The 12,285-nt window shown below is 70.8% G+C and carries 12 protein-coding genes; 5 read left to right on the plus strand and 7 right to left on the minus strand.

What is annotated here, in order from left to right; genetic code table 11:
- Positions 1–4: 4 nt before the first annotated feature.
- On the plus strand, positions 5–1,219 hold the full coding sequence (locus FHG89_RS24045) for a hypothetical protein (RefSeq protein ID WP_139586676.1): 1,215 nt from the start codon (positions 5–7) through the stop codon (positions 1,217–1,219).
- A complete protein-coding gene (locus tag FHG89_RS24050; protein ID WP_139586677.1) occupies positions 1,212–1,793 on the plus strand; it encodes a hemerythrin domain-containing protein in 582 nt (193 codons plus the stop codon). Before FHG89_RS24045 ends, FHG89_RS24050 begins: the two co-directional genes overlap by 8 nt.
- 71 nt (positions 1,794–1,864) lie before the next feature.
- On the opposite strand, the gene FHG89_RS24055 is transcribed toward FHG89_RS24050, so the two are convergent.
- From FHG89_RS24055 to FHG89_RS24065, 3 genes are all read right to left on the minus strand, one after another.
- Positions 1,865–2,572 carry a GAF and ANTAR domain-containing protein gene (locus tag FHG89_RS24055; RefSeq protein ID WP_139586678.1) on the minus strand — a complete coding sequence of 236 codons (708 nt, stop codon included), beginning with the start codon at positions 2,570–2,572 and terminating at the stop codon, positions 1,865–1,867.
- Positions 2,569–3,282, minus strand: coding sequence for a GAF and ANTAR domain-containing protein (locus FHG89_RS24060; RefSeq protein ID WP_139586679.1), 714 nt, complete (start codon positions 3,280–3,282; stop codon positions 2,569–2,571). Before FHG89_RS24060 ends, FHG89_RS24055 begins: the two co-directional genes overlap by 4 nt.
- A gap of 201 nt (positions 3,283–3,483) precedes the next feature.
- Positions 3,484–5,214: a hypothetical protein gene (locus tag FHG89_RS24065; protein WP_139586680.1), complete on the minus strand. Its 1,731-nt coding sequence runs from the start codon at positions 5,212–5,214 to the stop codon at positions 3,484–3,486.
- 290 nt (positions 5,215–5,504) lie between these two features.
- On the opposite strand from FHG89_RS24065, the gene FHG89_RS24070 reads away from it, so the two are divergent.
- From FHG89_RS24070 to FHG89_RS24080, 3 genes are all read left to right on the plus strand, one after another.
- Positions 5,505–5,846, plus strand: coding sequence for an ArsR/SmtB family transcription factor (locus FHG89_RS24070; protein WP_139586681.1), 342 nt, complete (start codon positions 5,505–5,507; stop codon positions 5,844–5,846).
- Between the two features lie 97 nt (positions 5,847–5,943).
- Positions 5,944–6,324 (plus strand): hypothetical protein, encoded by a 381-nt coding sequence (locus tag FHG89_RS24075; RefSeq protein ID WP_139586682.1) that lies wholly within the window; start codon positions 5,944–5,946, stop codon positions 6,322–6,324.
- Positions 6,321–7,637: a prolyl oligopeptidase family serine peptidase gene (locus tag FHG89_RS24080; RefSeq protein WP_139586683.1), complete on the plus strand. Its 1,317-nt coding sequence runs from the start codon at positions 6,321–6,323 to the stop codon at positions 7,635–7,637. The genes FHG89_RS24075 and FHG89_RS24080 overlap by 4 nt, the downstream gene beginning before the upstream one ends.
- Positions 7,638–7,724: 87 nt before the next feature.
- Here the strand turns inward: FHG89_RS24080 and FHG89_RS24085 are convergent, their stop codons facing one another.
- From FHG89_RS24085 to FHG89_RS24100, 4 genes are read right to left on the minus strand one after another with little or no spacing between them, the layout of a single operon-like run.
- Positions 7,725–8,879 carry a serine hydrolase domain-containing protein gene (locus FHG89_RS24085; RefSeq protein WP_139586684.1) on the minus strand — a complete coding sequence of 385 codons (1,155 nt, stop codon included), beginning with the start codon at positions 8,877–8,879 and terminating at the stop codon, positions 7,725–7,727.
- 3 nt (positions 8,880–8,882) lie between these two features.
- Positions 8,883–9,707, minus strand: a complete 825-nt coding sequence (locus tag FHG89_RS24090; RefSeq protein WP_139586685.1) for a carbohydrate ABC transporter permease — start codon at positions 9,705–9,707, stop codon at positions 8,883–8,885.
- Positions 9,704–10,675 carry a carbohydrate ABC transporter permease gene (locus FHG89_RS24095; RefSeq protein ID WP_139586686.1) on the minus strand — a complete coding sequence of 324 codons (972 nt, stop codon included), beginning with the start codon at positions 10,673–10,675 and terminating at the stop codon, positions 9,704–9,706. Before FHG89_RS24095 ends, FHG89_RS24090 begins: the two co-directional genes overlap by 4 nt.
- Positions 10,672–12,027, minus strand: a complete 1,356-nt coding sequence (locus FHG89_RS24100; protein WP_139586687.1) for an ABC transporter substrate-binding protein — start codon at positions 12,025–12,027, stop codon at positions 10,672–10,674. Before FHG89_RS24100 ends, FHG89_RS24095 begins: the two co-directional genes overlap by 4 nt.
- Positions 12,028–12,285 lie beyond the last annotated feature (258 nt).

Genomic DNA, 12,285 nt, shown 5'->3' on the forward strand with positions numbered 1-12,285 from the left:
AGACATGTTCAATCCACTGGATCACAAGGGGATCCCACTGGAGAGCCAGATCCGCAACTGGCGCGAACTGAACGTGGAGCCGATCGGCCCCGAGGCCGTCGACCCGTACACCCGCTGCCGGATCATCACCATGAACGGCATCGAGGTCGAGGCCATCAACTTCCAGCACCAGTTCGCCCGGAACTGTCCGGACCAGGAGGTCCGCCGGCAGCTCGCCTACGTCCGGTACGTGGAGAGCCAGCAGCAGCGGGTGGTGAACTGGCTCCTACCCGGTGTCGCCAGCGTCCTGGAGACGACGCTCGGCTACGAGCAGGTGGCCGTCGACCTCACCGCCTGGGTGGCCCGGCACGAGCCGGACCCGTACCTGAAGCAGGCCTATGAGTTCGGCGTACTGGAGGACTTCGACCACCTGTACCGCTACGCCAACCTCTACGAGATGGTCGAGCGGCGCAAGGCGGAGAAGATCGTCAACGGTCTCACCGAGGTCATGCCGGGGCGGCCGACCATCGTCGAGCACCGGCACCCCTTCGACGAGGTCCGCACCCCGTACGACCGCGACTCGGTGGACCCACGATCCAAGCTGCACGCGCTGACGATCCTCTCGGCGGAGCAGCAGGTGATGTTCTACTACATGAACGTCGGCCCGCAGTACATGGAGCCGATCGCGCGCCAGCTCTACCAGGAGATCAGCCTGATCGAGCAGGAACACGTCACCCACTACGAGTCGCTGCTGGACCCGGGCGAGAACTGGTGGGAGCGGCTGCTCACCCACGAGTACAACGAGTGCTGGCTCTACTACTCGTTCCTCCAGCAGGAGAGCGACCCCCGGATCAAGGCGGTCTGGGAGCTGCACCTGCAGATGGAGCTGGCCCACCTCCAGCAGGCCGCCGACCTGCTGCGCCGGCACGACGGCCGGGAACCCGAGGAGATCGTGGGCAGTGCCGGGCTACCCGAGCCGCTGACGTTCGAGCCCAACAAGGACTACCTGCGCCACCTGCTGGCGACCCAGATCGACCTGAACAAGCTCGGCGAGGGCTACGTCCGCGAGGCCCACGAACGCTTCGAGTGGATGCAGCAGCAACTGCACGACGGCCAGAAGCCGCCGAGCGAGCAGGTCATCGACCTGCACCGGGAGCGCTTCGGCGACGAGTACCGCATCGAGACCGAAGGGCCGCACCCGGTCGAGTCGCTGCGTCCCCGGGGAGGTAGCCATGCCTGACACCCGTGCCCCGGCCACGCCCGGCCCCGAGGAGGACGTGGTGGACCTGCTGCTCGCCCAGCACGCCCAGGTCGAGCAGCTCTTCCTGCTGGTCATCGGCAGCACCGGCGACACCCGCCGGGATGCCTTCGACGACCTGGTCAAGCTGCTCGCCGCACACGAGACCGCCGAGGAGGAGATCATCCATCCGCTCTCCCGCGGGCTGCCGGGCGGTGGTGGCGACGCCATGGTCGACGACCGGCTCGAGGAGGAGCGGCAGGCGAAGGAGACGCTGCGGACGTTGATCGCGGGCGGTGTGGACGCCGACGGCTTCGAGACCGGCGTCATCCTGCTGCGCGACGCCGTGCTCACCCACGCCCGCTACGAGGAGCGCTACGAGTTCCCCCAGCTGCGCCAGCACGTCCCGGCCGAGCGGCTGCGGAGCCTCGCCACCGCCGTCCGGGCGGCGGAGAAGACCGCGCCGACCCGGCCACATCCCAGCACCCAGTCGGCGACGGGCAACCTGGCCGCCGGTCCGGCGCTGGCCGTCATCGACCGGCTCCGGGACGCGGTGCGCAGACCTGCGGACAGCTGACCCGAGGCCACCAGGCGAAGGGGCCGCCCGTGTCCCGGCACGGTCGGCCCCTCGCCGTCACCACACCCGCGTCAATGCGCGTACTGACGGAGAACGGCGGTCGCCGTACCAGTCAACGACCCGCCGGGTCCGGCCTCCTCGACGAGCCGCCGGTAAGCCGTGCCGACCGGGACGTTGTCCCGGTCCATCAGCACCCCGAGCGCCCGTTGAACGAGGTCACGGGTTTGCAGCGCGCCCGCGAGCCCCGCCAGAAGCTGTTCGCTGCCGGCATCCATCAGAGGTCGGGCCGAGGTGGGCGAAGCCTCGTAACAGTCCTGGACCCGCTGGATCAGCAGCCGCATGCCGACGACCTCACGGGCGTAGAGATTCAGTCCGGCGACCGGAGCGCCACTGCCGGCGAAGAGGGGGATCGACAGCGAGGCGCGGATCCCGTACCGCCAGGCCACGTCCCGGAAGCCGGGCCACACCACCGCGCCGGCCACATCGGGTACGCCGACCGTCTCGCCCGAGTGCAGTGCCAGCAGACAGGGACCGGCCTCCTCCCTGTACTGGGCCGCGTCGACGGCGTCGGCCACGTCGCTGCTGGAGGCGTCAGTACGGTGCCCCCGTCCGGCGGGCACGGTCACCGAGGCGAAGTCGACCGGACCGACCACCGACGCGCTCAGCCGGACGATCGTGCTGAGGTGTTCCGGCAGCGCCGGAGAGGCGTCGGGCAGGCTGGCGAGGGCGAGCAGCGTCTCCGTCAGTCCGTCGGATCGCTGGTCCGGACCCGACCTCATACCCGGGCACCCCGCGCCGCCCTCGCGACGAGGGCCTCCGCGACGTCGCGCACCTTACGGTTGGTGTCCTGGGAGATCTTCGACAGCAGCGCGAACGCCTCCTCCGGTGAGCACCGGCGTTCGCCCATGATGATTCCCTTGGCCTGCTCGATCACCGCTCGGCTCCGCATCGCCTCCCGCATCTGCTCGGCCAGCGTGGCGGCGCTGTCGTACAGGTGCGCGTTGGCCAGCGCCACCGCCGCGTACGCGGCGAAGCCCTCCGCGACGGCGATCGCCGACGGATCGAAGGCATTCGGCGAGGCACCGTAGACGTTCAGCGCACCCACCACCGACTCCTGGATCGGCAACCCGATCGACAGCGAACTCTCGGCCCCGGCGGCTCGAGCGACGGCCGCCCAGATCGGCCAGCGCTGCTCGGCCACCATGTCCGGCACCGAGATGGTGTCGCCGCTGGCGGAGGCGTCCAGGCACGGACCCCGGTTCTGCTCGTACTGCCACTCGTCCAGTTGACGGGCGAGGTCACCGGTGAACGCGGCCGTCCAACCGACCCGACCCCGCACGAGCGTCACCGACACCTCCCTGGCACCGGGAACGCTCCGGCTGGCCAGCTCGGCGGTGCGGAGCAGCATGTCCTCGAGGCTGGTCTCGTCCAGCCTGATCCGGCCCAGCTCGGCGAGCGCGTCGGCGGGATCCAGATTCGGCTGCGTCATCGCGGAAGTCCTTGTCGACCGGCGTACGCCGGCAGGTCGGGGCCAGGGACCGGCGGTCACCCCGTCAGGTGCCCGGCAGGATCTCACCGGTAGCGGCCGTCGTGGCTTTTGTCCCTACCCCTCGCGTGACCCGCTCACACCTGCCCACCCCTGCGCCGACCGCCTCGACGGGTACGGCGTGGGCGCGGTCGGGCCGCGTGGTCAGGGTCGGCCGACCTCGGCCGACTGGGTGGCCGACCGGCGACGAGTGGTCTCCGAGGCTGGTCGCGGGTCCGCGTCGTCACGCCGGCGCTGTCGGGGCCGCGGCGCTGGTCGTTGCTCGGTGGCGCCCTGGACCGGATCGGACGACACGGCGGGTGGCGTGACGCGGTTCGCCGCCGCGTCCACGAGGTCCGGCAGGTCCCGCCCGACCACCAGGGGCAGCTCCCGGGTGTGTGCGGCGAGCGGTCCCGGCTCCCCCGCCGGTTCGGCGACCCGGGCCACCCGGGCCCGTCCGGTCGCGGTTCGCGGCGTCGGTGCGGCGCTGCGGTTCGTCGCGCCCGGCGCTGCGGCGGCCGGCGGTGTAGCTGCCGGCGGTGTGGCGGCCGACGCTGCCGCGGCCACCCGCGCGTCCGTGGTCGACGGCACCTCCGCCCGGCCCGTGTCCGACCGGTCCGGCGTGTTGCGCGTCGTGCGGCGCGGCGCGGCGGCCGGCAGGAGCGGGGCGAGTTCCGCGTGCAGCGCGGCCCAGTCCGAGGCGCGGGGCGGGTCGGTCTGATCGCCGGTCGAGGCTGCCTGGTCCGGGTTCTCCGACCGCGACGCCGGCTGGCCGCCACGGTCCGGTGTCGCCCGGGAGCGCCGTGCCGTCGGTCGCTCGGCGCCGTCGCCGACCCGCTCGATGGTCTTGGGACGCTCGAAGAGGTCAGCCGGCGGCCCGTCCCGGTCGTCGTCGACCGGGGGCGTGACGGGCTCGGGCGCCGCGACCACGGCCGGCTCGGGTACGGCCGGGAGCAGCCGCTCCGGGGCGTCGGCGAGCAGCCGCGCGGCCGACGCCAGCGCGACCGGGTCCGGTTGGCCGGAGCGACGCCACAGTCGCCGGCGGCCGTTCGTCGGCAGGTTTCCGGCCAGTACCCGCGCGGGCGCCAGATCGGCGGCGATCAGCGCGGTCAACCCGTCGTAGTCCGCGTGCTCGGCCAACCGTCGGGCGATCTCGTCGAGGTCGTACACCGCGACGGCGATGTCGGCGGTGGTGGCGTCCAACGCTCGGGTGATCTTGCGGTGCAGCACCTTGCTGAGCGCGGCCTGCCGCCGTTCCGCGCGGATCTGCGCACGGGCCGCGTCGAGCGACGCGTACAGCCCGAGGCCCGGGTCGGCCTTGGCCAGCGAGCGGGCACGACGGGTCAGCCAGGGGTGTCGCAACCAGTGCCCCACCGGCTCGTACGCCGGCGTCGTGGGCGGCAGTTGCCGCTTGGCGCGCAGCCGGTCCCGCCGCTGGTTCCCGGTGTTCATCAGCCAGACCAGATAGCCGAGCAGGGACATGCCGGCGTAGAAGCCGCCCTCGAGGTGGTTGCTGTGTGCCAGCCAGTTGAAGGCCACGGCGGCGACGGCGATGGCGCCCGACAGCACGCGGGACAGGATCGCCTGTTCGCCGAGCCGGCGCCGCAGGTCGGCGTTCGCCAGCACCACGACACCGCCCAGCTCCAGCGCGCCGACGGCGGGGAGCGCCACGTACCAGGGCATGTCGAGCCGTTCCATCGCCCCGGACACCTGACCACCGAGGGCGATCAGCAGGACGACGACGTAGAACCCCGTACGGACCACGGCGACCCGCCGTACCGCCCTGGCAAGTTCCGCGTCCCACGCCTCCGGCGCGGGCGTGTCCGACGCGCCGCGGCGCGTCCCGTTGAGTGACTCTCCGCCGGTCATCTGACTCCGGTCCGGTTCCTGGAACACGCCGAGCAGGTTCCTCTCTCACTGCGACCCCGGCCGCACCGGCACCGCGACCGCCGGTCCGGCACGGTCGCGGCGAGTCGTGTCGGAGCGCGCTCCGACTGTCGCCCGTCGTCCGCCGCATGCTACAGGTCTCCTGTTCCGACCCGTGACGACGAGTACGTCGACCGTGCGCGTCTGGTGGCCGACGTGGACACCGCCGGATGACGCCTTCGAGGTACTCGTGGCGGTTCCACACGTCAATTCCAGGTGTTGGTGGGACGATGGGGGGCGTGGGAGCTGCGAAAACCGATATGCCTGCTATCTCGCCGCTGGTTGGCGAGCCGATCAAGCGCGTCGACGCCGAGCGACTCGCGGGAGTGCTCAAGGCACTCGCCGACCCGGCTCGGCTGCGACTTCTCAGCCTGATCCAGTCCGCTCCGGAGGGAGAGGCCTCGGTGAGTGACCTCACCGCGCCGCTTGGCCTCTCCCAGCCGACCGTGAGCCATCACCTTCGGATCCTCACCGAGGCCGGCCTGCTCGAGCGTGACAAGCGCGGCGTCTGGGCGTACTACAGTCTGGTGCCGTCCGCCATCGGGGCGATCGCCGACCTGTTGACGCCGCCGCGCAAGCGGCCGACGAAGAGAGCCCGTTGAGCACCTGAGGCGGCACCTCCGCTCGGCTGCCGCTGCCCGACCGGGTGCGGGTGGCGCGATCCGTGGCCGGGATGGCCGTCACGGTGCTGGTCGCCCGATGCTCGTCGTCGAGCTGTCCGACCGGGCGGCCGGCGGCCGGCTGGTCGGCGAGATGCGAACGGCTCAGCGTTGTCGCGCGTGGGCGCAGCCCGCCATGAGCGTGCCAGGCGCGCTCGCGGTCACCGCCGTCATCGTCGCCCGGGAACTGCCCCTGGCCCGTGGGCAGCGCTGGGCCGCGTCCGAGGACCTGTCGACTCCCCGCATGAAACGCCGCCCAGGCGAGTCACCGCTGCGCGTCGACGTCATCACCCGACGGTCTCCCGGTTTGTGGCCGGGGCCAGGTATTGACACGTCCCGAGCCGACCCCCATGCTCTGCTAAATCAGTTTAGCGACCGTGCCGCACCGACCCGGACCTCCTTCGAGAAAGGACTCGCGTGAGACTGCGAAGAGGACTGATCCCGCTCGTCGCCACCCTCGTTCTGACCGCCGCCTCCGGGACGGCGTACGCCATCCCGGACGGCGGCCCGCGCGAGGACGGAATCCGCAGCATCACTCCGATCACCACCGTCCAGACGTACGGGCAGAAGGTCTCCGCGGTGGCGATCGAGTACGCCGACACCGTGAACCCCCGCAGCCTCGACAACACCACGTTCACGGTGGCCGACACGATCTACAACTTCCGGTTCAACCCCATCGAGGACCTGCCGAAGCTCGCCGACCGGACCGTCACGCACACCTACACCAACGGCGTACCGGACACCCGGGCCGACCAGCGGTCGGCACCCGGCAGGTACGTCATCGTGGAGCTGGACCCGGCCGACCCGGGTGGCTGGACGGTCATCGTCTCCAAGTGCCCGACGTTCCTGTGCACGGTGAAGGTCAACCCCGAGCTGCCGACCCGGGTGGTGCAGCGCAAGGACGTGCACGGCCAGCCGGGCCGCGGGTCCGGCAAGGGGCCGGTGCTGGCCAGGGCGACCCCTCGGGAGTCCCGCCCGCTCACCGAGAAGCCCGTCAACCGGCTGGTCGACGAGTTCACCTACGGCTCCTTCCTCAGCGGCGGCATGGTGCTGCCGTACCACTACCACCTGCCGAAGAACTACCAGCCCGGACGTGAATACCCGCTCATGGTCGTTTTGCCGGGCCACGGGATGGGCTGGGACGGCGACAACCTCGGCGTCCAGCTCGCCGCCGACATCCCGGCGACCGCGTGGCTTCAACCGGAGTGGACCGGCACCTCCGAGGACGTGATCGTCCTGGCGCCGCAGCACCAGCGGGTCGGCGGAGCGGCCGAGGCGGACCTGCTGGTCAAGCTGCTCGACGACTTCGTCAAGCAGTTCGCCGTGGACACCAGCCGGGTGTACGCGACCACCGTGTCGTACGGCTCCCAGCTGCTCTGGGCGGCGTTCGCGAAGCGACCGGACCTGTTCGCCGGCGGACTGGTGACCGGCGGCTTCCCGGTCAACGCGACGCAGGCCACCGCCATCGCGGCGGCCGAGATCCCACTGTGGATCACGCACGGCGAGCACGACCACCTGCTCAACGTCTCCGGTGCGCGGAACTCCTCGGCGCTGCTGCGGCAGGCGTACGAGGCTCGGGGCCGGACCCCGGAGCAGGCCGCCGACCTGGTCCGCTACACCGAGTACGCCGACGGGTCGTTCTCGTTGCCGGACTACCACGCGGCGTTCGGCCCGACCTACGAGGACGGCGGCATCCTTCGCTGGCTGCTCGACCAGGACAAGACGGCGGACTGAGGCCGGGCACGCGACGCGGGGCTCCGCGGTGTCGACGCGGCAGCGGACACACCGGGGAGCCCCGGGTCGTCGGCGCGGGCGAGCGGGTCAGGCGTCGAGGCAGTCCCGGACGGCGGCGGTGAGACAGTTCGCGCGGTCGTCGCCGACGCCGCGCATCTGGTTGACCACGTAACCGAACCCGACCTGGTGATCCGCGTCGCCGAAGGCGAGGTTCCCGCCGGCGCCGTCGTGGCCGAAGCTGCGCTCACCGAGCAGCGGCCGGGCCGGCGGGGAGTGCAGCAGGAAGCCGCTGCCCCAGCGCTGTCCGGTGTCCGGCGGGCCGTGCCGCTGCTGACCGCGCGACCGGACGACCGTCGCGTCGTCGAGGGACGCCCCACTGAGCAGGGGCTCGTCCCGGACTGTGGAGACGCAGGCGGCGTAGAGACGCGCCAGGCCGTCCGCGGTGCTCACCGCGCCCGCGCCGGGGATGCCGGCGGCCCGGATGGCGGGGTCGTTGAAGCTGACCAGGCCGTCGGCGTCGGCGGGGAAGGCGAAGGCGCCACCCATGGTGATTCCCCGCTCGGCGACCGGGTCGACGAACGGGGCGGCGTCCGGTGGTGGCGCCAGTCCCCAGGCCACGCTGTCGTTCTCGGCGGCGGGAAGCCCGAGCCAGGTACGCAGGCCGAGGGGCCCGGCCACGGTGTCCCGGAAGAACGCGCCGGGCAGCTGGCCGGTGATGCGGTGGATCACCTCGCCGACCAGCCAGCCGTAGGTCATCGAGTGGTAGCCGTGCGCGGTGCCCGGCTGCCACAGCGGGGCCTGCGCCTCGATCGCCTTGATGACCGGATCCCAGGCGAGGACCTCGTCGAGGGTCAGGGGTCGGTCCAGGGCGGGAAGGCCCGCCTGGTGGGTGAGCAGCCAGCGCACGGGGATGTGCTCCTTGCCGTGCTGCCCGAACTCCGGCCAGTAGCGCGTCACCGGAGCGTCGAGGTCGAGCCGACCCTGCTGCACGAGCAGGTACGCGCAGATCGCCAGGATTCCCTTGGTGCAGGAGAAGACGACGACGGGCGTGTGCGCGTCCCAGGGCCGGCCGGTGCGGGTGTCGGCGATCCCGCCGTACAGGTCGACGACCTTGCGACCCCGCACGTAGACGGTGACCGCCGCGCCGACGTCTCCCCTGGAGGCGAAGTTGTCGCGGAAGACGTCGGCGACGCGTCCGTAGCGTTCGTCGACGTCGCCGTGGATCTGCGGCTGTGTGACCACTGCCTATCCCTTCAGTGACCCCTGGATCAGGGCCTTGATGAACTGTCGCTGGAAGATCAGGAACACGATCAGGGTGGGGGTGAGGATCAACAGCGATCCGGCGCACAGGAGCACCAGGTCGGTGCCCCACTGGCCCTGGAACGCCCCGAGCGCGCCGGCCATCGTGCGTTTGGTGGCGTCGTCGACCAGGACGATGGCCAGCAGGAACTGGTTCCACGTCCAGAGGAACATCAGGATCGTCAGCGAGGCGATGGCCGGGCGTGCGAGCGGCACCTGGACCCGCCAGAAGAGCTGCCACGTGCTGCTGCCGTCCACCCGCGCCGCCTCGGACAGCTCGACCGGCACGTTTGTGAAGTGCGCCCGCATCCAGAAGACCGCGAACGGCATGTACAGGCCGATCAGCGGCAGGATGATGGCCCACCGGGTGTTGAGCAGGCCGAGACCCTGCATCTGGTAGTAGAGCGGGGTGACCACGGCCTCGAAGGGCAGGGTCAGACCGAGCAGGAGGAGGCCGAAGACGATCCGGCCGCCGGGCACCCGCAGCTGGCCGAGCCCGAAGCCGGCCATCGTGGCGATGAGCACGGACACGGGTACGACACCCGCCACGATGAGCAGGCTGGAGCGCAGCAGGGCGCCCATGTTGGCGGCGGTGAAGGCGTCGGCGAAGTTTCCCCACTGGGGGTCCGACGGCCAGGCCAGCCCGCTGGGTACGGTGCCGCGCGGCTGCAACGCCGCCGAGAGCATGCTCACGAACGGCAGCAGGGTGACGAGGATCAGGGCGATCAGGAAGACCCGTCCGGTCACCTGTTCACGTCGGCTCAGGTTCACGGCTTCTCCCCTCGGGTCAGACGCTGGATCGGCAGCACACACACCAGCACCAGCACCATGAGGACGACGGCGAGCGCCGAGGCGAGCCCGACCTGCCGCTGCGAGAACGCCAGCCGGTAGATCTCCAGACCGGGAACGGTGGTCTGCAGGCCGGGGCCGCCGCTGGTGGAGATGTAGACGATGTCGAAGCTGGCCAGCGCGGCGATGATCGTGACGGTGAGGCAGACGCCGATCTCCTGCCGCAGACTGGGCAGGGTCACCGCGAGGAACTCGCGGACCGGCCCGGCGCCGTCCAGGCGGGCGGCCTCGTAGAGGGCCGGGTCGATCTTGCTCATGCCGGTGACGAGCAGGATGGTGCAGAGGCCGAGCAGGACCCACGCGCCGATCACGCCCACGGCCGGCAGCGCCGTGCCGAAGTCGCCGAGCCACGCGCGGGCGACGCCGCCCAGCCCGACGGCGCGCAGCGTCTGGTTGATCAGGCCGTTCGAGGAGAGCAGCCAGCTCCACGCGATGCCCGCCGCCACCAGGGGGATGACCTGCGGCAGGAACAGGACCGTGCGGACGACCGTCCCGAACGTGCCGGTGGTGACCCGGCGGACCATGCTCGCCACCAACAGCCCGAGCGCGACGGGGATGAAGCTGAAGAAGACGATCAGGATGATCGCGTTGGAGATGATCTTCAGCAGATCGCTGTCGGTGAACACGGTGAGGTAGTTGTCCAGGCCCGTCCACCGGGCCACCCCGATGCCGTTCCAGTCGTAGAACGAGTACTGGACGGTCAGGGCGAGGGGGCGCAGCACGAAGACCGCGTACATCACCAGGGCGGGCAGGACGTACAACCAGCCGGTCCCGCCCGCGCGGGCCCACCGACGTCGGTGGGCCCGCGCGGGCGTGGGACGGGCGGGACGACCCGGTGACGACACCCGGTCGTCCCGCCCGGTTGGTGCGCTGCCGAGGGCAGACGTCATCGGGACAGTTCCTTCGCGTACTCGGCCTGGACCGCCTTCACGTACCCCTCGGGCGTCTGCTGGCCGGCGACCAGCTTCTGCATCTCCGGCGTGATCGCGGCGGCGAAGATGCCACCTGTCGCGTTGGCGGTGAAGTCCACCGCGCCGTTCTCCGCGCCGAGCTGCTGGGACGCCTTCAGCGTCTCGGCCAGCACGGTGTTCGGAGCGGCGGCCGGCACCGGCAGGTCGCTCGGCCCGCCGGGGCTGGACCCGCCGACGGTGACGGCGATCTCGCGGGCCTTGGCGTTGGTGTGGGCCCAGTTCAGGAAGTAGGCGGCGGCGTCCGGGTTCTTGGCCTTGGCGGAGACACCGAAGGTGTTCGGGGCGGACATCGCGACGTGCTTGCCACCGGCGGTCTCGGCGGGGAACAGGAAGAAGCCCACGTTGCCGGGCATCGACTTGTCGAGGTTGGCCGACTCCCAGTCGCCGTTGAACATGAACAGGCCGTTGCCCTTCTGGAACTCCCCCACCATGGCGGCGTAGTCCAGGGCGTTGGCGTCCTTGGGGAAGTAGCCGGCCTGGGCCCACTTCTGGATGGTCTGGGTGGCCTTCAACGCGGCCGGGGTGTCGAATGTGGCCCCCGGCTTCTGGAAGATCCAGTCGGCGACCTGGGTCGGGTCGCCGAACTGGTTCTGCAACGCCTGGTGCGGGAAGTTGATACCCGCGGTGTTCTTGTTGAACTGCATGATCGGCTGTACGCCGCTGGTCTTCGCCTTCGCCAGGAGCTGCTCGAACTCGGCGACGGTGGCCGGCGGCTGGGTCATGCCGACCTGGGCGGCCAGCTTCTTGTTGTAGAAGACGCCGGTCACGCTGTAGCCGAGCCCCATCCCGTACAGCGAGCCGGTGCCGCGGGTGTTCTCGCCGACCCGCAGCTGCATCAGCTGAGAGGCGGGGAACTTGTCCCAGCCGTACGCGGTGAAGTACGGGTCCAGGTTCTTGAGCAGGTCGTCCTTGACCAGGTCGACCATGGTGGGGAGCCGGATGATGTCGGGCGAGTTGTCCGAGGCCATCACCCGCGGCGCGTTCTCCACGATGACCGTGAACTGGTCCTCACGGATGTTGAACTTCACGTTCGAGTGCTGCTTGGAGAACTCGTCGGCCAGGGCCTTGGCGAGGGGGAAGCCGGTCTCGGCGTACATCTCCAGGGTGATCGGTTCGGTCCCGAGGTCCGTCTTGACGACGGCGTCGGACTCCGCGGTCGACGACCTGTCCGCGCCCGGCGCGCTACAGGCCGTCGCGGCCAGCCCGACGGCGAGCAGCGGGGCGAGGACCGCCATCCGACGTCGCGGGAACCTGGTCAACAACTCTGCCACTTCACGACTCCTTGACTCCTCCGCGCGTCGCGCGGCCGTCGGCCGCGCGACCGCTCCCACCGGAAATTTCGGGGCCGCGGGAACGGCCACGAGGTGTGTCTCCACGTGCAAAAGGTGGTCGCTAAACTGATTTAGCAGAGCATGCGCGTGGCACGGGAAGCTGTCAAGGACAAGTTGGCAACGGTCCGGAAACACCGGGTTCACAACCCCGCCGGACGTGTCGTCGGACGCCGACGCATCATGATGGGCAGGAGCGGG

Source organism: Micromonospora orduensis, assembly GCF_006228125.1.
Lineage (GTDB): Bacteria > Actinomycetota > Actinomycetes > Mycobacteriales > Micromonosporaceae > Micromonospora > Micromonospora orduensis.

What these genes read in the sequence shown, in the direction of transcription:
- FHG89_RS24045 (WP_139586676.1), top strand. Translation starts at nt 5, where the DNA reads ATGTTCAATCCACTGGATCACAAGGGGATCCCACTGGAGAGCCAGATC.
- FHG89_RS24050 (WP_139586677.1), top strand. Translation starts at nt 1,212, where the DNA reads ATGCCTGACACCCGTGCCCCGGCCACGCCCGGCCCCGAGGAGGACGTG.
- FHG89_RS24055 (WP_139586678.1), bottom strand. Translation starts at nt 2,572, where the DNA reads ATGAGGTCGGGTCCGGACCAGCGATCCGACGGACTGACGGAGACGCTG.
- FHG89_RS24060 (WP_139586679.1), bottom strand. Translation starts at nt 3,282, where the DNA reads ATGACGCAGCCGAATCTGGATCCCGCCGACGCGCTCGCCGAGCTGGGC.
- FHG89_RS24070 (WP_139586681.1), top strand. Translation starts at nt 5,505, where the DNA reads ATGCCTGCTATCTCGCCGCTGGTTGGCGAGCCGATCAAGCGCGTCGAC.
- FHG89_RS24075 (WP_139586682.1), top strand. Translation starts at nt 5,944, where the DNA reads ATGCTCGTCGTCGAGCTGTCCGACCGGGCGGCCGGCGGCCGGCTGGTC.
- FHG89_RS24095 (WP_139586686.1), bottom strand. Translation starts at nt 10,675, where the DNA reads ATGACGTCTGCCCTCGGCAGCGCACCAACCGGGCGGGACGACCGGGTG.